Source organism: Anaerolineaceae bacterium oral taxon 439 (assembly GCA_001717545.1).
In the GTDB taxonomy this organism is placed as follows: domain Bacteria; phylum Chloroflexota; class Anaerolineae; order Anaerolineales; family Anaerolineaceae; genus Flexilinea.
This window is the reverse complement of record CP017039.1, coordinates 1,192,255-1,213,649: the sequence shown is the minus strand read 5'-3', so window position 1 is coordinate 1,213,649 and position 21,395 is coordinate 1,192,255. Positions and strand designations below refer to the sequence as shown.

The following is a 21,395-nucleotide window of genomic DNA, read 5'->3' as shown; positions in this document are numbered from 1 at the left end:
TTATTCCTCCGTTACGCCAATTTTCTCCTCTAAACGATCCGCTTCGTCCGGCGACCAAAGGACCTCGCGCGGTTTACCGCCCGCCTGCGACGGGCCGACAATCCCTAAATCTTCCATCCGCGATAAAATCCGTTTCGCGCGCGGGAAGCTGATCCTGAACTTCGTCTGCAAAAAATTCGTCGTCGCCCGCCCCGTCGTACAGACGGCTTTAACCGCGTCGCGGAAAACCTTATCATGAAGCTCCTCGTCCTCCTGCTGCGCGATGATCGTCTCCCAGGGCGCGCCCATTTCGTCTGCGTTCTCCGGCGGAGGCGCAAGCCTGCGCCAGAAATTAACGACCGCGTCGATCTCGCTGTCCATCAGCATCGGCCCCTGGATCCGCAGCGGCGTATGCTGGCTGGGCTGAACCAGGTACATATCCCCGCGCCCCAACAGCTTCTCCGCGCCCTGTTTCCCCATGATCACGCGCGAATCGATCCCGGACGCAACGTTCAACGCAATCCGCGCCGGAATATTATTCTTGATAACCCCGGTAATCACCGACGTATCCGGGCGCTGCGTCGCGAGGATCAGGTGGATCCCGGTCGCGCGGGAAAGCGACGCCAGCTTATCGATCGCCTCCACGCCCGATTTATCCGGCCCGTTCATAATTTCCGCGACCTCATCGATAAAAATAACGATCCGGGCCATCGGCTTTTCGCCGCGCGACAGCGCTAACTGATTATGCGCTTCAATCTTGTTGACGCCGTTTCCCTCGTTCTCGAAAAGCTTGTATCGCTCGTTCATTTCGAAAACCGCCCAGTTCAAAACCGCGAGCGACCGTTCGAACTCTGTCTCAACGTTGCCGTACAAGTGCGGAACGCCGTTAAATCGGAAAAGCTCGACCCGCTTCGGATCGATCATGATCACGCGCAGGTCCTCCGGCGAATTATTCATCAGCAGACAAAGCGCGATCGAACGCATGCAGATCGATTTACCTGAGTTCGTCGTTCCCGCAATCAGCAGGTGCGGCATCTGCTCCAGGTCGACAACGACCGGCTTTCCCGTAATATCGCGCCCGAGCGCGATCCTCAGCTTCGACTTCATTTCCCGGAACGTTCGGCTTTCCATCAGCGGACGCAGCCGAACCGTCAGCGCCGCCGGATTCGGCAAATCGATCCCGATATACGATTTTCCAGGAACCGGCGCCTGAATCGCCAAATTCGTGACGCCAAGCTGGACCGCCAGATCGCGCTCGACCTTCGCAACGTCCCCAACCTTAATCCGCCTCGAAGCGCTTTCCGGGCCTGGGCCGCGCCTGGAACTGGGGCGCACCTGATATTGAATAATCGCCGGGCCGACGCAGTGCGACACGATTTCCACCGGCGTTTCCAATTCCTCCATCGCCGTCATAATCGCCTGAACCGTGTCGGTAACGTCGATCTCCCGGTTAATAAACCCCATTTCCGGTTCGAGCAGGTTCATCGGCGGATATTTATTCCGATATCTCTTCGCTTCCAAATCTTCTTCCGACTCCTTATCCGTTTCGCGAACCGGCGTGGGAAGCTCCTGCGCCGATCGTCCGACGCTCTCTTCCGCCGTCGTCTCCCACGGTTCGGGTTCGCAGATCGCTTCCGGAACGACGGAACGCCGCATGGCCTTTTTCCGCGCCGCCGCGATCGCCCGCGCAAAAAAAGGACGCGCGCTCAGCTTCCCGATCAGCGCCGCGGCAGCCAGCGCCCCAACTATTAATCCTACCATTTCGCCGGCCTCTCCGAGACGCCGACGAAGCACCTCGTGCAATAAACAGCCCAGCCGACCACCCGGCTCGCCTTTTTCCGCCGCCAGGAACGTCAGCAGCGCGAAAAAGAACAGAAGGAAACCGACGCACTGCCACGCGGTGACGGTCAGCGGCGGCTTTCGCAGCACCGTCCAGAAGGAACTCAGCGTCATTCCCAGCAGCAGCAGCGTAAACACGTAACGTCCCGCCCCCAGCCAGTTCAGGAAAAATCGCTGAATCGGAAGGAGAATCGTCCCGCCTGCCGCGCCGGAAAAAGCGACTGCGCTGAAAATCGTCAGGAACGCCAGAGAAATCGTCAGGATCAGCGGACGGCTGCTCGACCGCTCCGGCGGCCCGTCGTCAGCCGTCCGAACTTTCATCCGTCTCAGCCGCGCCCTGAACCGCCGAATCGCGCGCTTCGTTTTCCGCGGCGCTGAGAAGCTTCGCAACCTCTTCGATCGCGACCTTCTGTTTCCGGTAAAAATCCGCCTCAGACATCGCCAGCCTGCGAACGATTTCCTTGACCTTCCGGCCTTCGATAAACTTCAATACCAGAATATTATACAGCGTCCATTCCAGCGAAATACTCGGCTCGCCGTCCGGACGTGTCTTCTCGATCGCGTCCCGAAGCACCTTTCGCAGCGCGTTAATTCGATTCCCGTCCGATTCGCCGGTCTCGCTCTCGACGATTCGCCAACTTAAGAGCGGACTTTCGGAAAGCCGCGGTCCGCCCCAATAGTGCGTCAGCGCGTCGCGGACCCATAGCGACACGTCCGACGGAAGCGGCGGGTCCCCCCGTCCGAATCCTGCCTCCGGATTCAGCAGGCTGACCGTTCGGTAGCGCTGGTTCAGTTCGTTTTCCGAAATTCCTTCGAGCGTCCGAACCGTCCGCGCGTAATAACGCCGCTGCCAAAGAACCTGAGCGCAGTCGACCGCCGCCGACAGCAAAACCTCCTGAATCGACGGATCATGCGACCCATTCGAAACCGCGGCCCCGATCAGCGCCAGGAAATACGGATCGTCGTTTCCAGCGATCGGATATTCGATCGGGAGGTAAGCGAATCCGTTCGCGTACGAAACGGTATCCGATTCGAGTTCCGACGACACCGCCATCCGCTCGGACGCGTACGCGTGAATCGCTTTCCGCTGCTCATTGGAAATCAGGCCCGCCGTGATAATCGATTCCGGCTGGCCGGAGACGCCGCCGGCGACGACGAACGCTCCCGATACCTGAAGCTTGTCGCAGATCACAGAGCACAGCGATTCGAGATACGTTTCCATTTCAGCGCGGAAAATCATCATGTTTTCCAGCTCGGACAGCATTTCATAATCCTCGCGCCCATAGCCGGAATAATTATTCCGGCGCATCAGCGGCGTCAGGACCGTAATCAGGTATTGCAGCAGTAAAATCGAAAGGACCGTCAGGAGCGACGTCCAGCCCTCCGAATTAATCGCCAGGACCTTCGCCGTCCGCCGGACCAACGTCACCAGGATCAGCGTCACGCTCGCCGTCACCGGGCCGCGCAGGACCCATTCAATCAGGCGGAGCCGGACGACGCGGTGCGACCAGGTTACGCAGAACGTCACCACCGCATACGCCAGCAGGAAGATCATCGACAGCAGCCCGAGATACGCGAAAACGCTGAGCGGCCAATACCACCAGAGCGCCGAAATCTTAAAACGGAAACCGGCAAAAACGGAAAGCGTCGTACTGAGCTGAACGATAATCGAACTGATCAGCAGGTACCGCATCCGGCGCCGGCTCGTCTTCGTTTTTGTCCGGCTGATCGCGAGAATCAGGATCGTTATACAGCCGATCAGGATCAGCCCGGTCCAAACCCAGATCCACGGCTGAAAATCGGCAAAACCGGTAATCGTACCTCCCGAAGCGAAAAGCTTCGGATTGACAAAAATTCGCCCGTCCAGCAGCAAATAAACCAGAAAAGCCGCCGATAAGTACGCGCCGATCGTCGCGAGCCTCCGGGCGCGGCGCAGCTTCGCCCCGGTCATCGCTAAAATTGTCAGCGAAAAATGAAAAAAACCAGCGTATACAAGGAAGAAACCGCTCCATTGCGCCAGCTGCATGACGGAAAAAAACGCGATCGAATCCGTCGTCAGACTAAACGCATCCGCGGTAAAAATCCCCGCCAGCAGCGCTAAAATGACCGTAAAAACGCGGGCTAAAACCTCCTTCCTTAAATATCCAAGAAGGAATAAAAAGACGGAAAAACAGGAAATCGCCACGCCGGCGATCAGCGCCTCGCTGATCGTCCGCAGGACCGGAACCAACCAGACCGAATAATTTTCCATAATTCACCCGAATCCGCCCCTCACCGAATCATCTTCGAATAAAAAAGCGCGATTTCAAGGTTCGGAAAATAAAACTCCTCGTATCCGCCGGGAACGTACCCCTGTTTCCGGATAAACGCGATCGCGGGTTCGTTTTTCGCCTGGATCGCGACGGTTATCCGCCGAAGTCCTCGCTTCTTCGCGATCATCTCCGCCGACGCGGCCAACGCGCTTCCGACGCCTTTTCGCCGCTGGTCCGGCTGGACCCCGCCCTGACAAAGCCGCAGGCAGCTCAATCCAGCGTCGGCGTCCAGGCAAAGATACCCGACAATCCGATTGTCGATCGTTGCGACCAGAACGTCGTTCCGGCGGACATAGGCTTCAAGGACTTCGGGCGCAACAGACTGAAACGCGATCCGGTCCCGCCTCGGCAGCCTGACCTTCTGAAACTCCGCAATGATTTCTTCCAATCCCTCCTCGATCCGCGCCTTGAAAACGAACTCGCTTTCGAAGTCTAAAACGACCCGAGCTAAAATGATCCCGTCGGCCATTGCCGCCGGACGAACGACTACAGTTTCACTTTCCATACGCATCGCCGCCATCTCCGGCAGAGTCCCAACCGCGTTCCGATCGAGGACGGCTATTCCTCCGTTTCATTCATGATCCGAATCGACACGTCGCAGGGCGCCCACGCTTCATTCGTCTTGCTCAGGACTTCGAGCCGCAGGATATAATCGCCGTTTTCGATCTCGGTCGTCGCCAGCGGTCCCAGCGTCCCTTCGATCACGGGGAGGTTCCCCGCCGAAATCGCGTTCCAGCGCGACGGATCATTAATCGGCGCGTAATCATAGCGGAAAAAACCCATCTCCGGAACGTTAACCGTCGCTTTCAGCGTGTAGAGGCCGCTGACGACCTCCGACGGGCTCGGCGAAATCCATTCTAAAACGCCCGCCTGGCAGCCGCCGGCAAACCCGCCCAAACCGCCCTGAATATCTTCCGCGCCGGAGCGCTGCGCTTCGCTGACGATTTCCACATCAACTTCCGCCGTCGTCAGCGCCGCGCCCGTCAGCGGATCGAACGCCGGCAAATCGGAAATCAGGTAATTCACAGACACGAATTCCGCCGCTAAGAGCAGCCCGGTGACGACGACCATGACCAGCGCGGTATTCAGCTTTTTCTGCGCATAATCGCGTTCCAGACCGAAAATCGTCGCGTTCCAGTCCTGCGTCGCGGCCAGCAGCTTTTTCAGATAGATCGCCAGAATCAACCCCAGGATTACGTAAATCCAGGTCTGATAACGGACCAGAAAAATAAAAAGAGAATCCATTCTCCGCCTTCATCCCGCCAACCGCTCTGAAAACATCCGCGCGTCATCAAACGGACCAGCCCGTTTTCCGCCGGTTCCGCGCCGCGCCGCCGTCCAAAGCCTTTAGAGGCTCGGAAGAACTTCCTTTAAGATCCGGATAATTTTCGGGCCGATTATACCGGCGGCTTCGAGAACCTCCTGATGCGTCGTTTTCGCTTCACCGTCATGCGTACAGGCGTTCGTAATCCCCGAAAACCCCAACACGCGCATTCCGCAATGATTCGCGGCGATAACCTCCGGAACTGTCGACATGCCGACCGCGTCCGTTCCCATCGCACCCAGAAAGCGAACTTCCGCCGGCGTCTCGAAGGAAGGCCCGGAAAGCCAGGTATAAACGCCTTCCTGAACCGTAACGCCGACTTTTTCCGCCGCCTGACGGACGAGCGCCTGATATTCGCGATCGTACGCCTGCGACATGTCCGGGAAACGGGTCCCGAATTCATCGAGATTCCTTCCCCGCAGCGGATGAAACCCGCTCATCGCAGCAAAGCTGATCTGATCCGTGATCATCATGACGTCGCCAGCTTTAAACTTCGGATTGATCCCGCCGGCCGCGTTGGTAACGACGAGCGACCGAACCCCCAGGAGCCGCATGACGCGTACCGCAAAAATCAGATCGCTCGGTTCGTATCCCTCGTAAAAATGGACCCGGCCCTGCTGAACGAGAACGCTCCGCCCCGCCCAGGTCCCGACGACAAGCCTGCCGGAATGACCCTGGACCGTCGACCGCGGCCAACCCGGAATCGACGCCGTTTCGATCACGACCGGATTTTCAACCTCGTCGGCCAACGGGCCCAGTCCGGAGCCCAGAACCAGCCCAATCTCCGGTTGGATTTGAATCCGCTTCTGAATTTCCCGCGCCGCTTCGTGATACGCCGCTGCGTTAATCTGTTTGATCATGTTTTGCTCCTTGCCTGCGTTTCTTCTTATTATACAGGAAATAGAACACAATCCCGCAAAGAACTCTCAAGCAGCGGGCGATTGTCTTCTTGAAGCGAACGTTCGCTTTACAGTTCGAGAACCGCTATGATTTCTTCGCCGTCTTTATCCCCGGTTTCCTTGAAGCCAAAGGACGCATATAAATGCCTTGCCGCCGCGTTTTCAGGCTCGTAAGACAGCCAGCAGTACTTCGCTTTTCCGCAGGGGAATGTCCTGATGTATGCCAATGCTTTTTCAACCGCTTGCTTACCGTATCCCCGGTTCTGGAATTCTTTTCCTATCATAAATCGCCATAGATTGTAGTTATTGCTCGCAATCGCCGGCGCGTCGACCCAATAATCATCTTTATCAAAACCGATCATCAAAAATCCCACCAGCAATTCATCGTCATAAATACCGAACGGCAGCGCCGTACCGTTCGCATGATCAGCGATCCAGGCTTGAATGATACTGGTTTCATTTTTAGCTACAAAGCCTCTCTGGCTGTCTTTTATTTCTAATTTCAGAATATCCCAGACATTCTTTCCGTCTGCTTTTTTTAAACGGACCATTTCCCCTCTCCTGAAAAGTTAAATTTACCCATTTTTATTAGTTCTGCAAACCGGGAGTTATCTTATTCAACGGTAAAATTTTCTATTTTTTAAATCGTAATAATATCTACCACTTATTGCTGTAAGCTTCAAAACGCAGTAGTCAGGGTTGGTAATACCTTTTTTGTCATGATCGCGGTATTTTGCATCCAGCGTGCCGCCGCCCGCAAGTATATTTACCGCGGCAAACAGCTTATCCAGATCCCTGTTCTGCTTCCTTGCCAACTTCAGGTCTTTCTTAAACTGATTTGTGAATTTGACTTCGTATTTCATGCTTCCAGCGCCGCCTTGAGGTCATCCATATTGGTATAGCCCTTTACGCTGCTGTCATAAGCGATGCGTCTGCCTTCCTCGATGGCAGCTGCCGTCACCTCATTTGGCGTGTCCAGCTTCAGTGAGAAGGGAATCCCATTTTCACGGATGGCTGTTCTGAGAAACATGTTGATAGCAGTGGTCATATTCAGCCCCAGTTCGGAAAAAATCCGATCAGCCTGTTCCTTAACGTCCTTATCTGTTCTGATATTCAAGTTCGTGGTAGCCATTGCATATGCCTCCGTTTCTGATAGCAGCATACACGATTATTCGTTTAATATCAACACTTCGTCATTATACTGCACGGCCAGGATATGGTTAGCGTCTTCTTGAAGCGAACGTTCGCTTTACAGTTCGAGAACCGCTATGATTTCTTCGCCGTCTTTATCCCAGGTTTCCCTAAAGCCAAAGGACGCATATCAATGCCCCGCCGCCGCGTTTTCACGCTCGTAAGACAGCCAGCAGCACTTCGCTTTTCCGCAGGGAAATGTCCTGATGTATGCCAATGCTTTTTCAACCGCTTGCTTACCGTATCTCTTATTTTGAAAATCTTTTCCTGTCATCAATCGCCATAGGTTGTAGTTATCGTCCTTTGTCTCATGCAGATAAACGGATCCATGCAATCAGTTTTTCGCAAAACTCCTTCGGATGCAGCGTAAAAAACTCCGCATGATCCAGCCCTGCGTTTTCGACGATCCTCGCATTGGGAAACGCTTTTCGGATATAGGCGATGTCCCATCCCCGCGACTTTTTCTCGTCAGAGCCGTACCAATATGCTATCCTGCAGCTGACGGGCGGAACAGGCTCCGACATCGAGTAATTATTGCAGGAGTAAAACGAGCGCCAGATCGTTTTCGCGCTCATGCTGTGCATGGCCTCCCTGATATATTTGAGATCGTCGTCCGTGTATTTTTCAAGGTCGAACATGCTCCGCAGCGCCTTGACGCTCATATGCCTGCCAATCTCCATCATTACAAAATCACGAACGCCAACGAGGTAGGTCAGCGGCTTCCAGAACGGATACGGAGTCATGCCTCCGTCCATCACAGCGCAGTCAGCGTCGACCTTTCCAACCGCCAGCATCCGCGCCACGATACCTCCGCCCATAGAACAGCCGTAAAGACATTTAATCCTTCCGAAACCATGATCGATCAGCCATACAGCCATTTCGTCGGCAATCTGCTCCACACTTGTAAAATCTGTCTTCGGCGCATCCGGATCAAAGCCGGGCATTGCAGGAATAACGAGATGATAGTCTTTTTTCAAGATCGGCGTCACATAATTGAAAACATCCCACCGCACGCCGAGCGGGTGGAACAAAACAAGGAGCTCCTTATTTTCCTCCCCAAACTCATGAATCGTCATTTTTTCTCCACGCTCGCGTAAACTCTGACAAACCAACCTGCCGTGTTTATTTTATCCTTTGCCGCTGCGGCATTGAAAAAAGCGCGGCCGCGTTTACAGCGGTCGCGCTTCCGGGCCCGTACGGTTTCAAGACCCAGGTTCAATCATTTCAGAAATCGGAATTCGCCGAACGCGCTGTCGACATGAAAATCCGGAACCGGCGTCTTCGGATCAACCCATGAGATCCACTGCATAACGATTTCGTCCGCCGGCTTCGTAAATTCAGCGCGAAAAACGCCGACCTTCATCGTCCCCATCTCGTCGATCAGGTCCAGACCGGCGAACGTCGTCAGCGGAACCGCCCCCTCGACGGAATATCCGGTTTCAGTCAGCGCCGCGGCCGTTTCCAACCCGGCCATGCTCCATTCGCTGTCGAAATCACGGTAATATTTGACGGAATAGTCATGCGTCCTTCCCTTTGGATCGACTTCGATACAGTAATACAGCGGAAGCTCATAATCGACGGGTAAATCGACCGGCCCCGCCGCGAAGAACAGTTCAACCCGATCCTCGTCGTCGACCGTTGATTCTCCCGACCATTCGTCTTCGGCCAAAACCGCTCCGTCGGTTACAGAGAACATGAAATACAGCTTTTCACCGTCGCTGAATGACCTGAAAGTCGTAGCCGGGGCCTCGACCGCTTCCCATGGAAAACGGAACGCGCCGTTAAGGACTGGGACCTCCGCCCAAACCGCGTCGGAAAGATCGCCGTCGATTTCCGGCGCTTCCGCGCGAAGAACGACGTCATAGCCGGGAACCGCGGTCTGCGCGCTGACGCCGGCGGCGAAAACCAAAATAAACAGGACGCTGAACAACAAACTTAGACTTTTCTTCATCTTTTTTTCTCCTTTGAATTGAATCTCCATCAAACGTTTCAAAGCCCGATTAAAATTTTACGGAATCATGCCGGATGAAACAAGATTCTTTCCGTCATACCCGGCGTCATAAAACCAGGGCCATCCGGCGCGGCAAAACAGGCCGGAAATCATGGAAATATCACGCGGAAATTCGTAATTTTGAAGTGCGTTTTCTTGACGGTTTCTGAAAAACCGGATATAGAACGGAAGATTTTTCCTCAGCGCGCCGATCGGGTAAAATCAATAATCAGCATGGAGGGCGAAGAATGAAGAATCAAACGGTTTTAGTTCTCGATTTCGGCGGGCAGTACAAGGAACTCATCGCGTCGCAGATTCGTAAGCTGGGCGTTTACGCAATGATCAGGCCGGGGAGCCTGACCGCGGCGGAAATCAGGGCGATCGCTCCGCGCGGGATCGTGCTGACGGGCGGACCGAAAAGCGTTTATAAAGACGGATCGCCGACGACGAGCCGCGAAATATTCGAGCTTGGGATCCCGGTACTGGGGATCTGCTACGGGATGCAGCTCATGAGCTGCGTTCTCGGCGGAAAAGTCGAACCGGCTAAAAAAGGCGGCGAATACGGGATTGCCATGGCGTCGCTGACTGAATCAACCCTCTTCCGGAACATGCCGGCGAGAATGAAGACGCTGATGAGCCATTTTGACGCCGTGACCGCCGCTCCCGACGGATTCAGCGTAACCGCCGCGACCAGCCGCTGCCCAATCGCCGCGATCGCCGACGATCGCCGGAAGCTTTACGGCGTCCAGTTCCATCCTGAGGTCAAGCATTCGCAGCACGGTACGGAAATCTTTCGAAACTTCCTGTTCGACGTCTGCGAACTGACGGGCGACTATAATACGGACGACGTTATCGATAGCGCGATTTCCGAAATCCGCGCCCGCGTCGGCGGAAACCGCGTCCTTTTAGCGCTGTCCGGCGGCGTCGATTCGTCGGTCTGCGCCGCGCTGATCGCGAAAGCCCTACCGAATAAGCTGACCTGCGTCTTCGTGGATCATGGCCTCATGCGGAAAAACGAGGGCGACGAAATCGAGGCCGTTTTCACGAAACGCGATATCGACTTCGTCCGGATCAACGCGCAGGACCGTTTCCTGAACGCGCTCTCCGGCGTCAGCGATCCCGAACGCAAACGCAAAACGATCGGCGAAACGTTTATTCGCGTCTTCGAAGACGCAGCGAAAGAACTCGGAAAGATCCCCTTCCTCGCGCAGGGAACGATCTACCCTGACGTTATCGAATCGGGGGACGCAAGCGCCGCGACAATCAAGAGCCATCATAACGTCGGCGGTCTCCCCAAAAATATCGGATTCGAAGGCCTGATCGAACCGCTCCGCGGCCTGTTTAAAGATGAAGTCCGAGCGATCGGCCGAAGCCTCGGGCTGCCCGACGACCTCGTCGACCGTCAGCCGTTCCCAGGCCCCGGTCTCGCCGTCCGCGTCATCGGCGAAATTACCGGGGAAAAACTCAGCATCCTTCGCGAATCCGACGCGATCGTCCGGGAAGAAATCGGAAAATTAAAGAAAAAACCGGATCAGTATTTCGCCGTCCTCCCTGGGATCCGTTCGGTCGGCGTCGTCGGCGACGAACGGGCGCATGATTACGTAATCGGCGTCCGCGCAATCTATACGACCGATTTCATGACCGCCGAATATGCGCAGCTTCCGCATCGCGTTCTTGCGAAAATTTCAGCGCGTATTTCGAACGAAGTCAGCGGAGCCGGACGGGTCGTTTACGATATCTCAGGGAAACCGCCCGCGACGATCGAGTGGGAATAGCGGTCGACAGCGAACGCATGAACGCAACGAGAAAATGACAAAAAGCCAGCCGCATCTTCCGCGATCGGATACGACCGCTGTCATGATCCCGCTGACGCTCGCCGGCGGATTTCAGGATGCGTATTCATATTTCGTGAGAGGAAAAGTTTTCGCGAACGCGCTGACCGGGAATTTCGTTCTCATGGGGCACCATTTTTTCACAGGGGATTTCAGCGGCGCGGTCCGTTACCTTTTTCCGATTATTGCGTTCGGATTCGGCGTTATCGTCGCGGACCAGATCCACGCCCATAGCCGTTCCGACGGATCCTTCGACTGGCGCCATATCGTTCTCGCAACCAAAATCTGTTTGCTGGCGATCGTCGGGCTCCTTCCTGTCAGCGATTTTTTTAACCCGGTCGCCAATGTTCTGACCTCGTTCTCCTGCGCAATGCAGGTTCAGACATTTCGAAATGTTAACGGTTATACATACGCGAGTACGATGTGTATCGGGAACGTCCGCAGCGGGATGGAAGCATTCAGCGTCTATCTCCGGACGCGGGAGCGGAGCGCCCTGGATCAGGCATGGCAATATTTCCTGATTACGGTCGTCTTCTTCGTTGGGGCAGGACTGGGAAGCGTCGTTTCCGTTGCGCAGTGGTTTCCCCCGCAATTCGCAATTTTTGCCGTTTGCGGCATGCTTTTATCCTGCTTTATACTGCTGGCGCTGCCGCGAAAGGCGAAGCGAGAGAAATAGCGAAGATCGAGGTTGTAATTCGAATGCCCGATGGGGCATTTCTGGTTTAAAAACCCAAGCCGGCCGATTCGCCTGCGCTCAGTTTTTCCGCGATGGAGAGAATTTCTGCGAACGCTTCGGTTTAGGAAGGAAGCTGCTGCGCGAACATGCGGCAACAGGCGGATAAGGCTTCAGATTCTATCTTAAATGGAAACTTGTTCATGCTGACGAGCCCCTTTCATGCGAACGGATATGCGATTGTACGTGAGATAAATAATTATAATGCATTTGCGCCGGCTAAGCGGAAATCTGCGAATTCGTTTTCCGCTTCTGTCTGATTTTGCAATTTTTCCGGAGTCTGATATAATCTGATTTGTTCTTAAGCGGGAGTCGCCAAGTGGTAAGGCATTAGCCTTCCAAGCTAACACGCGCCGGTTCGAATCCGGTCTCCCGCTCTTTTTTATTTAAATTATGGCTGTTTTGACAGACGCACGATCAGGATCTTCCCTCAGCAATCATGAGCGGAAACGCGCTTAAATTCATCCCGAACTCGTTATCCTTCACGCCGCGATCCGTAACAATCAAATTTATCTCAGACGGTTTGCAGATTTGATGCAGCGCGGTCGCGCCAAATTTACTCGAATCAATCGCAAAAACAGTTTCCTTACTTCGGCAAATCATCTCACGACGCAGCAGAGCCTGTTCAAAATGAAAATCTGTAATCGCCTCTTCCGTTATGCCGCCAGCCCCTAAAATCGCCTTGTTCGCTATAAAGCGCCGGACCTGCTCGATCGCAATTGGCCCATGCGTAGACAGTTCGTCTGCACGAAGTTCGCCGCCTAACAGCACGATTTTATGACTTTTATTCGGAGATAAGATTCCTGCAACAACAGAAGAATTCGTAACAACAAATAAATCGCTCTTCTCCACCAGGCGTTTAGCAACCTCCTGCACCGTTGTCCCGACATCAAGAATTAATGAATCTCCATCGGATACTAAATCCGCAACAGCACAAGCAATAACACCTTTTTCCGCCAAATGAATAACCTGGCGAGATTGAAACGGAACCTCTTCAGCCAACTGATTCATCTTGACTGCACCGCCATGAACGCGTCGCAAGACGCCGCGATTTTCAAGCTCGCTCAGGTCACGCCGAATCGTTTCCGAAGATACATTAAATTTTTTCGCAAGATCTGAAATTTTTATAATGCTTTGCTGCTGAATTAATCGTTCGATATCGTTAATCCGTTCAGTTTGAATATAATTCATCATACTAAATTTTGCCCTTCCCCTTGGATCTTTAATACATCCTCATTTCGAAGTCCAAACGTATAAGAAGCGCCAGCGACTAAAGATACATCCAGATCACACAAACTGTCCATCAAAACCTCAATATCTGTTGACAGAAGCTTGTATCGAATGAAATTGCCATGAATAGAAACGTCTTTAACCACCGCCGTGAAATGATAACAACAACGATCCATATCCGAATTCAAAATTCTGATAATTTCAGGACGGAAAGCAATATAAGGCGCATCCAATCTGCATTGCGTCAGATCAAAAAAATCCTCAGAAGAAAGCAAGTTATAGCTCCCAATAAATCTGGCCGCGAACTCAGTCTCTGGAGACATATACACTTCAATTGGAGAGCCAAATCGTTCAATCCTTCCTCTATTAACCAAATAAATCAAGTCGCTAATCGCCATCGCTTCATTTTGATCATGCGTCACAAACAGGGTCGTAATCCGCAGCTGGCGCTGAATCCTGCGGATTTCAGCCTGCAAGGTGCGTCGCAAAAGCGCGTCAAGCGCGCTTAAAGGTTCGTCCAACAACAAGACCTTTGGCTTCATGATCAACGCACGCGCCAAAGCAACCCTTTGCTGTTCACCGCCAGAAAGAAAAGCAGGATATTGGTTTTTTTTATGTTGCAATCCAACCATATCCAGAATATAATCAACTTCTTTTTCGATAATCCTCGTCTCAACACGTTTTATTTTCAGACCAAACCCAATATTTCCTGCAACTGTCAGATTTGGGAATAAGCTGTAATGCTGAAAAACCATGCCGACATCCCGCTGCTGAATAGCGGCATCAGTAATATCTATACCATCCAGGAAAATTTTTCCGCCGGATACTTTCTCCAGCCCTGCAACACAGCGCAATAAAGTACTCTTTCCACAACCAGAAGGGCCTAAGAAGGAAATTAATTTTCCCTCTGGAACCGAAATGTTTATCCCATCCAACACCTTATTCTGACCGTAATATTTCTTCAAGTCTTCAATTTCGATATAATTCATTCTACATTCCCCTGCCAATCGAAGCCCGATTGTCTTTTCTAAGTGCCAATATTGCATTTGAAATTATGAACGTTATCGAAAACATAATCACAACAATTGCGCTCGCAATCTGGTTGGGCATATTTCGCGTATTATGTAAATACATCTGGGCGGTTTGATATTGATTTCCCGCTATGATTTTAATAATTGAAAAATCTCCAAAAATCAGAGCCATTGACAGCAACGTTGAAATGAGCAACCCAGGTTTTAATGAAGGAAATATGATTTTAAATAAAATTTCCAATTTTGTTGCGCCTAAAATTTCTCCAGCCTCTACTAATCTTTTAAGGTTTACCGTGTAGAAAGCGTTCCGAATTGATTGATAAATATACGGAAGAATAATAATACAGTAAGCCAGAGTTAACAAAAGAATTCGATTCGACAGAAATAAACCAAAGCCTGAATAAAGCCCAAGAATTGATGTTGCTAAAATAACCCCTTGAACTGAATAGGGTAAGATACATAAAACTTGCAGGATTCGCTCTAATACCGAACTGTAAATAATCGAATAATAAAGAGGAAAGACTACAGCTATATTCATCAGTAATATAGGAATAAAGCTGATAATAAAACCCCTGAGCACAGAAGGAATAAAAGTTGGATCGTTAAAAATGGTTTGGTAGAAAAGAAGTGTAAATTTTCCTGGAAAAATTGAATCCCAACTCTGGCTGAAAGAATACACAAAAGTCAAAAGTAAAGGACAGATCAGAATGATGGAAACAATGAGTATCCAAATATACGCTAAAGCTTTTCTCATACTCAATTGTCCTTTCGAATCAGATACTTTTCACATCGCCTTGTCAATAGGTTCGATAGAGCGGTCACAATCAACATAATCAAAAGTAATGTAATTGAAAGGGCCGATCCCAATTCAGGCCGCTGCCGCATGTCCCCCACATACATGCTCGCAATTTGGATTGGCAACAGCGGAACGTTTGTCACGACCAACAAGTATGCGGTAGCGTAAGCCGCAAGCGCATTCGCAAACAACGTTGAAAAAGTTCCGATCAAACTGGGCATTAAGACAGGCACACCAACTCGAAGCCAAAACTGAAACGAATTGGCTTTCAGGAGGTAAGCGGCTTCTTTCCATTCCCTCTTTATACTGTCCATCGCCGGCAATAGCAGCAAAATGCCTAATGGTATTTGGAAATAAATATAGACGATAGCGAGACCTTGTATCGTATAAAGTCGGAAATCAGCAAGAAAAGAAAATCCTATCGCCTTCGCCGTAAGAATTAGCACCCCAGAACTCCCTAAGATGATAATAAACGCAAAAGCCAATGGTAACCCGGCAAAATTTGAAAGCATATTCAGCATCGACAGAAAAATTTTTTGATGTCGATCCGATAAGAATGGAATCGATAGCGCGGTCGCGAGAGAAATGATCAGCCCAAAGAATGAAGAGACAAACGACAAGAAAAGACTGTTCCGGATCGCGACAAGGTAAACGGCTTTAGTAAAAATAAGAATGTAATTATCCAACGTAAATCGCATTCCTGAGCTCAGAAAGCTACGCGAAATCATATTCACGATCGGAATGACTTCAAAGAAAAGCACAATCACAAAAAACGGAATCGCGCTTTTATATCTGAAAACCAGTCTTCTGCCTTTTTCGTTTACCTGACGCAGTATGCCAAACATGATCATTTACTCCGGAGATTATTTCATATTCGGAATAACCTCTTCTTCCCACAATCTTGAAATTTCGCTGCATGCTTTATTGATCGCGTCGATATCAGAGCTCGTATACACGTTCTGATACTCTACGTCAGGAATTAATTTCGCCTGAATCTCATCAGGTATTTTCACGTCGGAGCGGATTGGCCTCGCAAAACCATTCGCCCGATCAATTTGACCCTCGTCGCTTAACATATACTCTACAGCTAAAGCAGCAGCGTACGGATGCGGCGCATATTTATTTATAATCAGGCAATACCCGCTTTGCACAGCCCCATCCTGAGGAATATGCGTTTCGACTATTAAATCAGGATTGATTTCGCCAATCGATTCACGCCAGGAGAGCCCAGCGAAATCAAAATGAAGCCCGACAGCAACCTCCCCCTTCGCCATCCGGCCTTCCGAAATTTCTCCTGGATCGATCCGCCCTTCTTTCGCTAAATTGACAAAGAAATCAATTCCAGGTTGAACATTCTCCAGGCTTCCGCCAAACGCTAAAGCCGCACTGAGAACAGCCATTTGCGAGGATGCGCCGCGCACCACATCCCCCGGCGTGATTTTATAATCGCCGTCTAAGATATCTGCCCATTGTCGAGGAGCGTCTTCCACCAATTTCGTATTGGTTATTAACGAGATCGTGCCCGTATAGGATACGACCCATCGGCCCTGCGGATCTTTCGCCCAAGCAGGAATAGACTCCCAAACAGAAGCTTTATAAGGCTGAACGAGATCTTTTTCAATCGCAATCTTTCCAAAGGAATATCCGACATCGCCAATATCCTTCGTAGGGCTATTCTTTTCAACCTCAAACGTCGATAATTCCTCAGAAGAAGATAAATCTATATCATTATGATTAATCCCATATTTACGTTCCATCGCAAGCCAACTTGCGCCCCAATTGGCCCAGTTAGACGGCATCCCAACACTCTCGATAATACCTTCCTCCTGGGCGTTTTGGATGATCGTCGCCAACGGAACGGAAGTCAGATCAACTTCTTGAGAATCTGGCCTGCCCGATTTACACGCGCCTATAAGAAAACAAGATACAACCATAAAGCATATCGGAAAAATCCTTTTTTTCATCTTTATCCCCTTTTTCACCTGAAACACAGATATGGTCAATTGAGCCGAACAGCTCAATTGACCATACGAATAATTTAAATCATATTATTAATAATTATCTGCCTCCTAAAGGATCGCGCAGGCCTCGATCAAACGCCAGCTTTATTCGATTCTCGATGTTCCAGGATCTTTTTTCCAAGAAAGAAATTCAAAGTAAAGCCCAAGATTGCCAAACCAATCAAGATGATGAAAATTATACTATAGGCCTTTGCTGAAGGGAAGCTATCGATAACCGACCCATAAATCGGATAAGCCCAAAAAGAAGGAGAATAACCGATAAACGATGCAACCGACATCGCAGCAGCGCCCATTTCCTTTGGGACACCCATTTCACCGATTGGAGAATAATACACTCCTCGAATCAGGAAGCAAGTTATTGAAACCAGGATCAGCACGATCGCAGCCGGAATAAAAACGCTTGACTGTTTTGGAAGGAATAATGCAACTGCCAGCAAAATGGTTAAAACCGCATAGCAAATCTTCATCAGATGCGCGCTGGATTTGAACGCATAATCCGAAATAAAACCGGCGACCGGTCCGGCGGTCAGGCGTGTAATAGACCCATTGATCAATCCGAAGATACTTACCCACGCAATCGGCAAAAGATAAACATTTTTGAGATATGGAACGAAATATGTATTCACTGCCGCAAATGTAGCATATACGCATGAGGCTGCAAGCCCAGTCATCCAAACAGCGGGCATCCGAAGCACTTGCAGGAACCCTTTAAACGCAAGCCTTGTCTTTTCGCTGCTGACGTTTGTCTGAAGAAGATTCTCTTCAGGGACAAAAAACCATATCGTTAATGCTGATAATATTGTTAAACTGGCATTGATACACATCGCGACTTTCATACCAAAAATCGTATAACCAAGCCAGGTATAAACCGCGACAGCTAACGCGTTTGTAATAAACTCCCACCCGCCGCGAATAAATTCCATAATTCCAAATGCCGTCGCCTGCTTGGTTTCTGGCGCAATGTTCCGAACGCTTTTCAAAACGCTCGCCCAATACAGCGCATCGCCGGTAAAGCCGAATCCGACAAATACGATCGCCAATATGAAAAAAGGAGACTGAGGCATAATTGCCACAAATAAAGCCAGGATTCCGTAGACAAACGAATTGACCGCCAGCACCTTCCTTGTCGAGAAACGATCCTGCACCCATCCAAACGCGATATTCCCAAAGGTGGTTATCAAGCCAATGAAGCCCATCAGAACGCCGAATTGAGTATTATTAACCCCCAACGCCTCCAGGAACGGATCATACAGCACACTTCGGATCGCAATAAACGCGTATACCAATTGACTATTCGAAACGATCAGTAGAAATTGAACCAACTGTTTCCTTGAAAAATCCAACTTACTTAACTTATTGCCCATATAGACTCCTTTTCCTTAGTTTTTTCTAAATGACAGAATAGATTCTGTAATTCTGTTCCCTGCCTCCAGACATGCAGCCAAATAGCTTTTATTGTCCCGTCCTTTATTCGAAACCTCAAGAACGATCGGCATTTCATAAGGAGATCTTGCGACAATCTCGGCAAAGCGCTCCCAATCTAAAGACCCTTCGAATGGAATCAAATGCTCGTCGCATTTTGTCATTTCGCTATCGACATTCCAGCAATCCTGCGACCGAAGGCCATGGTTATCGGACAGATGCACCGAGAACAATCGATCCAGATACCGTTCTAACAATTCAAAAGAATAATCGCCCGTTATATTTCCATGCCCCGTATCAAAGCAAAAACCCAAAAAGTCAGCGTCGTATCGTTTAAAGAGTAAATCGAACTGTTCAACCTGATAACGGTTGGGCGTCCCCAACAGGTTCTCCAAACAGACGCGAACCTTCCTTGCCTTCGAATAAGCCTCAATCTCATCAAACGACTTGCAGACCTGCGAATAGTATTTTTCTTTAAACGATTCGCTTTTCTCGAATTGCATATATGGCAACTGCATATGCAGAACAATTTCGGATGAGCCCAGAACCGCCGCGAGATCGATCCGATTTTTAATTAATTCCACCCCGGCCAATCGATTCAAATCATTTTCCGACGTATAATCGCGCCGATCCTGTTCCGACCAACGGTACGAATATTTCCCTTGAATATTTCTTCGATTGCTGCCCTCCGTCGCATGAAGCCCTTTCGATTTAAGCCCTAACGCGTCCATCCACTCGCGAATCTGGATCATTTCATAAACGGAATAGGTATAGTCGCCACTCCATTCATGCGTCCAATGAATATGAGAAAAACCAGCTTCGGAAATATCCGAAAGCGTCCTGTACATCTCTTCGACCGAAGCCGACTCGCCTGCATAATCTGTAGCAAAACCAAGCATCATTCCTCCTTTTTATGATTGAAACATACCCTGTGGCATAATAAAAACATCACGCGTTGCATTTTATGGCAAATTGTTGTTTATTGTTGGAATTCTAACCTAAAAGAGAAATATGTCAAGCATTTCAACGTGCTTTTTCCATAAACAGGATTTTCGGCCAAATAAACAGAGATAATTGTCACACTTGGGATTTTGAAGCTTTCTGACGTAACATATATATTCAAAGTTATATTCGGGATCTGGCTACATTATACCTTTTCAATTTACAACAACTCTGCCGTTGTCATGTTTTTTCCTGCCCTTCTTGACATTCATTCTTATCGATGAGAGAATTTTCCTAATCGGTTTCGAAACGTAGGAGTCAATTTCATACCCAACATGAACGCACGCCCTCGGCGGAACGAACGATTCAACCTACCTGAAGCGACCGAACCGGAATACCTCTGATTCAGGAGAAAACAAAAATGAACCACAAAAAAAACTCCCTCGTCTTTTGGATCGCGCTGCTCGCGATCGCTTTTTCGGCGCTAAGCGTTTCCGCTCAGTCCGATATGACCCGCTGCGACGCTGAAGGCGGATGCGCCAGGATTGAACCGGGCGACACGATTAAAATTGGCGTCGCCGGTCCGATTACCGGCGAATACGCGATGTACGGACAGGACATCACCGAATCTCAGGCGATAGCGATCGAAAATCTCGAACCGATCGAAGGCTTCGGCTGGGAGCTCCTCCCGGAAGACACGTTAGGGTCGGCCGAGACCGCGGTCGCGGTCGCGAATAAATGGATCACCGATCCAACCTTCGTCGCCGACGCCGGAAACGTTTTCACCGCCGAATCCGCCGCAGTCATCCCGATCTTCGAGAAAGCGTTTATCCCGATGATGTCCCCGTCCGCGACAGGCGCAAACCTGACCGTAGACAACGACGTTTTCAACCGGCTCGTCTTCCAGGACTCGGCCCAGGGCGCTTTCGCCGCCGAGTTCATCCTCAACACGCTGAAATTCTCGAAAGTCGCGATTATCCATGACGGCGGAGACTACGGAAAAGGAATCGCCGATACCGTCGTGTCGACGCTTCGCGACGCCGGAATCGAACCGGTCGCCTATGAATCGATTACCGCCGGAGAAGCCGACTACGGCGCGGTTCTGGCCGCCGTCGCCTCAACAAAACCCGAGATTATCTACTACGGCGGTTTCACGGCTGAACTCTCTGTTCTCCTGAACCAGAAAGCGCAGTTCGGTCTTGCCGGAACGCCGATCTTCTCCGACGACGGCGCGTTCGGCGTCGAAGTCCTCGAAAAAGCCGGCGCCAACGCTGAAGGCCTGATCGGGACCTCGACCGTTCCGGGAGAATCGGAAGCGAAATTAGCCTTCGACGCGGAATACGAGGAAAAATACGGACGCGTCCCCGGATCGATGAGCTCGTTCGCCTGGTTCTCGTATGACACCGTTCAGGTGCTCGCCGATCGGATCCGTTCCGTCGCGTTCGTTGGCGAAGACGGAAACTTGTATGTTCCACGCGCTGAACTCGTGAAAGCCGTTCGGACGACCTCCGGGTTCCAGGGGATCACCGGCGAAATCACATGCTCGGAAGTCGGCGAATGCAACGCGTCAGGACCGACCTTCTACCGCGTCGTCGACGGCAAATGGGAAATTATCTCCGAATAACCGTCGTTCGCAAACCCGTTAGCCAAACCTGCCTCGTCTGTGTCTTCATGAGGCAGGTTTTTCAAACATGTATAAGCGCAGAATCCGATTTTATCTACGTCACATTATCCTGCTACTGTAGAAAAATGATCCGTCGGCAATGGTAGAATTGACACAATTAACTTCAGCCGCAGCGGTTACCAACCTGAATCCGACTTGACAACGCCCTCCTCAGGTAATCTTTAATTTCT

General features: G+C 50.7%; 19 protein-coding genes, 1 tRNA gene and 1 pseudogene. 4 read left to right on the top strand and 17 right to left on the bottom strand.

Annotated elements, in window-relative coordinates:
- The 10 genes and pseudogenes from BEQ56_05465 to BEQ56_05420 form a co-directional block, all read right to left on the bottom strand.
- Entirely contained in the window at positions 1–2,208 is a 2,208-nt protein-coding gene (locus BEQ56_05465; GenBank protein AOH42970.1) for a hypothetical protein, read from the bottom strand.
- On the bottom strand, positions 2,120–4,069 hold the full coding sequence (locus BEQ56_05460) for a hypothetical protein (GenBank protein AOH42969.1): 1,950 nt from the start codon (positions 4,067–4,069) through the stop codon (positions 2,120–2,122). The genes BEQ56_05465 and BEQ56_05460 overlap by 89 nt, the downstream gene beginning before the upstream one ends.
- A gap of 20 nt (positions 4,070–4,089) precedes the next feature.
- Entirely contained in the window at positions 4,090–4,650 is a 561-nt protein-coding gene (locus BEQ56_05455) for a hypothetical protein (GenBank protein ID AOH42968.1), read from the bottom strand.
- Between the two features lie 38 nt (positions 4,651–4,688).
- Entirely contained in the window at positions 4,689–5,375 is a 687-nt protein-coding gene (locus BEQ56_05450; GenBank protein AOH42967.1) for a hypothetical protein, read from the bottom strand.
- Positions 5,376–5,477: 102 nt separating this feature from the next.
- Positions 5,478–6,314 (bottom strand): purine-nucleoside phosphorylase, encoded by an 837-nt coding sequence (locus BEQ56_05445; protein AOH42966.1) that lies wholly within the window; start codon positions 6,312–6,314, stop codon positions 5,478–5,480.
- Positions 6,315–6,421: 107 nt separating this feature from the next.
- A complete protein-coding gene (locus BEQ56_05440; protein ID AOH42965.1) occupies positions 6,422–6,904 on the bottom strand; it encodes a diamine acetyltransferase in 483 nt (160 codons plus the stop codon).
- Between the two features lie 165 nt (positions 6,905–7,069).
- Positions 7,070–7,216: pseudogene (locus BEQ56_05435) on the bottom strand (addiction module toxin RelE).
- Positions 7,213–7,485: a damage-inducible protein J gene (locus BEQ56_05430; GenBank protein AOH42964.1), complete on the bottom strand. Its 273-nt coding sequence runs from the start codon at positions 7,483–7,485 to the stop codon at positions 7,213–7,215. Before BEQ56_05430 ends, BEQ56_05435 begins: the two are co-directional and overlap by 4 nt.
- A gap of 367 nt (positions 7,486–7,852) precedes the next feature.
- The gene (locus BEQ56_05425) at positions 7,853–8,620 is read right to left on the bottom strand and encodes an alpha/beta hydrolase (GenBank protein AOH42963.1); all 768 of its coding nucleotides are present in this window, start codon (positions 8,618–8,620) and stop codon (positions 7,853–7,855) included.
- Between the two features lie 143 nt (positions 8,621–8,763).
- Positions 8,764–9,474 (bottom strand): hypothetical protein, encoded by a 711-nt coding sequence (locus BEQ56_05420; protein AOH42962.1) that lies wholly within the window; start codon positions 9,472–9,474, stop codon positions 8,764–8,766.
- Positions 9,475–9,782: 308 nt separating this feature from the next.
- Between BEQ56_05420 and BEQ56_05415 the strand changes: the two genes are divergently transcribed.
- The 3 genes from BEQ56_05415 to BEQ56_05405 all read left to right on the top strand — a co-directional run bounded on the left by BEQ56_05415 (position 9,783) and on the right by BEQ56_05405 (position 12,476).
- Positions 9,783–11,309, top strand: a complete 1,527-nt coding sequence (locus tag BEQ56_05415) for a glutamine-hydrolyzing GMP synthase (GenBank protein AOH42961.1) — start codon at positions 9,783–9,785, stop codon at positions 11,307–11,309.
- Positions 11,310–11,391: 82 nt separating this feature from the next.
- The gene (locus BEQ56_05410) at positions 11,392–12,042 is read left to right on the top strand and encodes a hypothetical protein (GenBank protein AOH44421.1); all 651 of its coding nucleotides are present in this window, start codon (positions 11,392–11,394) and stop codon (positions 12,040–12,042) included.
- 362 nt (positions 12,043–12,404) lie between these two features.
- A tRNA-Gly gene (locus BEQ56_05405) sits at positions 12,405–12,476 on the top strand.
- A gap of 40 nt (positions 12,477–12,516) precedes the next feature.
- Here BEQ56_05405 and BEQ56_05400 read toward each other — a convergent pair.
- From BEQ56_05400 to BEQ56_05370, 7 genes are all read right to left on the bottom strand, one after another.
- Positions 12,517–13,293, bottom strand: coding sequence for a hypothetical protein (locus BEQ56_05400; GenBank protein ID AOH42960.1), 777 nt, complete (start codon positions 13,291–13,293; stop codon positions 12,517–12,519).
- Positions 13,290–14,318: a hypothetical protein gene (locus tag BEQ56_05395; GenBank protein AOH42959.1), complete on the bottom strand. Its 1,029-nt coding sequence runs from the start codon at positions 14,316–14,318 to the stop codon at positions 13,290–13,292. Before BEQ56_05395 ends, BEQ56_05400 begins: the two co-directional genes overlap by 4 nt.
- Before the next feature lies 1 nt (position 14,319).
- Positions 14,320–15,114 (bottom strand): hypothetical protein, encoded by a 795-nt coding sequence (locus BEQ56_05390; protein ID AOH42958.1) that lies wholly within the window; start codon positions 15,112–15,114, stop codon positions 14,320–14,322.
- Between the two features lie 2 nt (positions 15,115–15,116).
- Positions 15,117–16,001, bottom strand: a complete 885-nt coding sequence (locus tag BEQ56_05385; GenBank protein AOH44420.1) for a hypothetical protein — start codon at positions 15,999–16,001, stop codon at positions 15,117–15,119.
- A gap of 18 nt (positions 16,002–16,019) precedes the next feature.
- Positions 16,020–17,120, bottom strand: coding sequence for a hypothetical protein (locus BEQ56_05380; GenBank protein AOH42957.1), 1,101 nt, complete (start codon positions 17,118–17,120; stop codon positions 16,020–16,022).
- 128 nt (positions 17,121–17,248) lie between these two features.
- On the bottom strand, positions 17,249–18,541 hold the full coding sequence (locus BEQ56_05375; protein ID AOH42956.1) for a hypothetical protein: 1,293 nt from the start codon (positions 18,539–18,541) through the stop codon (positions 17,249–17,251).
- Between the two features lie 15 nt (positions 18,542–18,556).
- Complete coding sequence (locus BEQ56_05370) at positions 18,557–19,501, bottom strand: hypothetical protein (GenBank protein AOH42955.1); 945 nt, start codon at positions 19,499–19,501, stop codon at positions 18,557–18,559.
- 461 nt (positions 19,502–19,962) lie between these two features.
- Here BEQ56_05370 and BEQ56_05365 point away from each other — a divergent pair, with 461 nt between their 5' ends.
- Complete coding sequence (locus BEQ56_05365) at positions 19,963–21,165, top strand: hypothetical protein (GenBank protein AOH42954.1); 1,203 nt, start codon at positions 19,963–19,965, stop codon at positions 21,163–21,165.
- The last annotated feature ends 230 nt before the right edge of the window (positions 21,166–21,395 follow it).

What these genes read in the sequence shown, in the direction of transcription:
- BEQ56_05460 (AOH42969.1), bottom strand. Translation starts at nt 4,069, where the DNA reads ATGGAAAATTATTCGGTCTGGTTGGTTCCGGTCCTGCGGACGATCAGC.
- BEQ56_05455 (AOH42968.1), bottom strand. Translation starts at nt 4,650, where the DNA reads ATGGCGGCGATGCGTATGGAAAGTGAAACTGTAGTCGTTCGTCCGGCG.
- BEQ56_05450 (AOH42967.1), bottom strand. Translation starts at nt 5,375, where the DNA reads ATGGATTCTCTTTTTATTTTTCTGGTCCGTTATCAGACCTGGATTTAC.
- BEQ56_05445 (AOH42966.1), bottom strand. Translation starts at nt 6,314, where the DNA reads ATGATCAAACAGATTAACGCAGCGGCGTATCACGAAGCGGCGCGGGAA.
- BEQ56_05440 (AOH42965.1), bottom strand. Translation starts at nt 6,904, where the DNA reads ATGGTCCGTTTAAAAAAAGCAGACGGAAAGAATGTCTGGGATATTCTG.
- BEQ56_05430 (AOH42964.1), bottom strand. Translation starts at nt 7,485, where the DNA reads ATGGCTACCACGAACTTGAATATCAGAACAGATAAGGACGTTAAGGAA.
- BEQ56_05425 (AOH42963.1), bottom strand. Translation starts at nt 8,620, where the DNA reads ATGACGATTCATGAGTTTGGGGAGGAAAATAAGGAGCTCCTTGTTTTG.
- BEQ56_05415 (AOH42961.1), top strand. Translation starts at nt 9,783, where the DNA reads ATGAAGAATCAAACGGTTTTAGTTCTCGATTTCGGCGGGCAGTACAAG.
- BEQ56_05410 (AOH44421.1), top strand. Translation starts at nt 11,392, where the DNA reads ATGATCCCGCTGACGCTCGCCGGCGGATTTCAGGATGCGTATTCATAT.
- BEQ56_05400 (AOH42960.1), bottom strand. Translation starts at nt 13,293, where the DNA reads ATGATGAATTATATTCAAACTGAACGGATTAACGATATCGAACGATTA.
- BEQ56_05395 (AOH42959.1), bottom strand. Translation starts at nt 14,318, where the DNA reads ATGAATTATATCGAAATTGAAGACTTGAAGAAATATTACGGTCAGAAT.
- BEQ56_05390 (AOH42958.1), bottom strand. Translation starts at nt 15,114, where the DNA reads ATGAGAAAAGCTTTAGCGTATATTTGGATACTCATTGTTTCCATCATT.
- BEQ56_05385 (AOH44420.1), bottom strand. Translation starts at nt 16,001, where the DNA reads ATGTTTGGCATACTGCGTCAGGTAAACGAAAAAGGCAGAAGACTGGTT.
- BEQ56_05380 (AOH42957.1), bottom strand. Translation starts at nt 17,120, where the DNA reads ATGAAAAAAAGGATTTTTCCGATATGCTTTATGGTTGTATCTTGTTTT.
- BEQ56_05375 (AOH42956.1), bottom strand. Translation starts at nt 18,541, where the DNA reads ATGGGCAATAAGTTAAGTAAGTTGGATTTTTCAAGGAAACAGTTGGTT.
- BEQ56_05370 (AOH42955.1), bottom strand. Translation starts at nt 19,501, where the DNA reads ATGATGCTTGGTTTTGCTACAGATTATGCAGGCGAGTCGGCTTCGGTC.
- BEQ56_05365 (AOH42954.1), top strand. Translation starts at nt 19,963, where the DNA reads ATGAACCACAAAAAAAACTCCCTCGTCTTTTGGATCGCGCTGCTCGCG.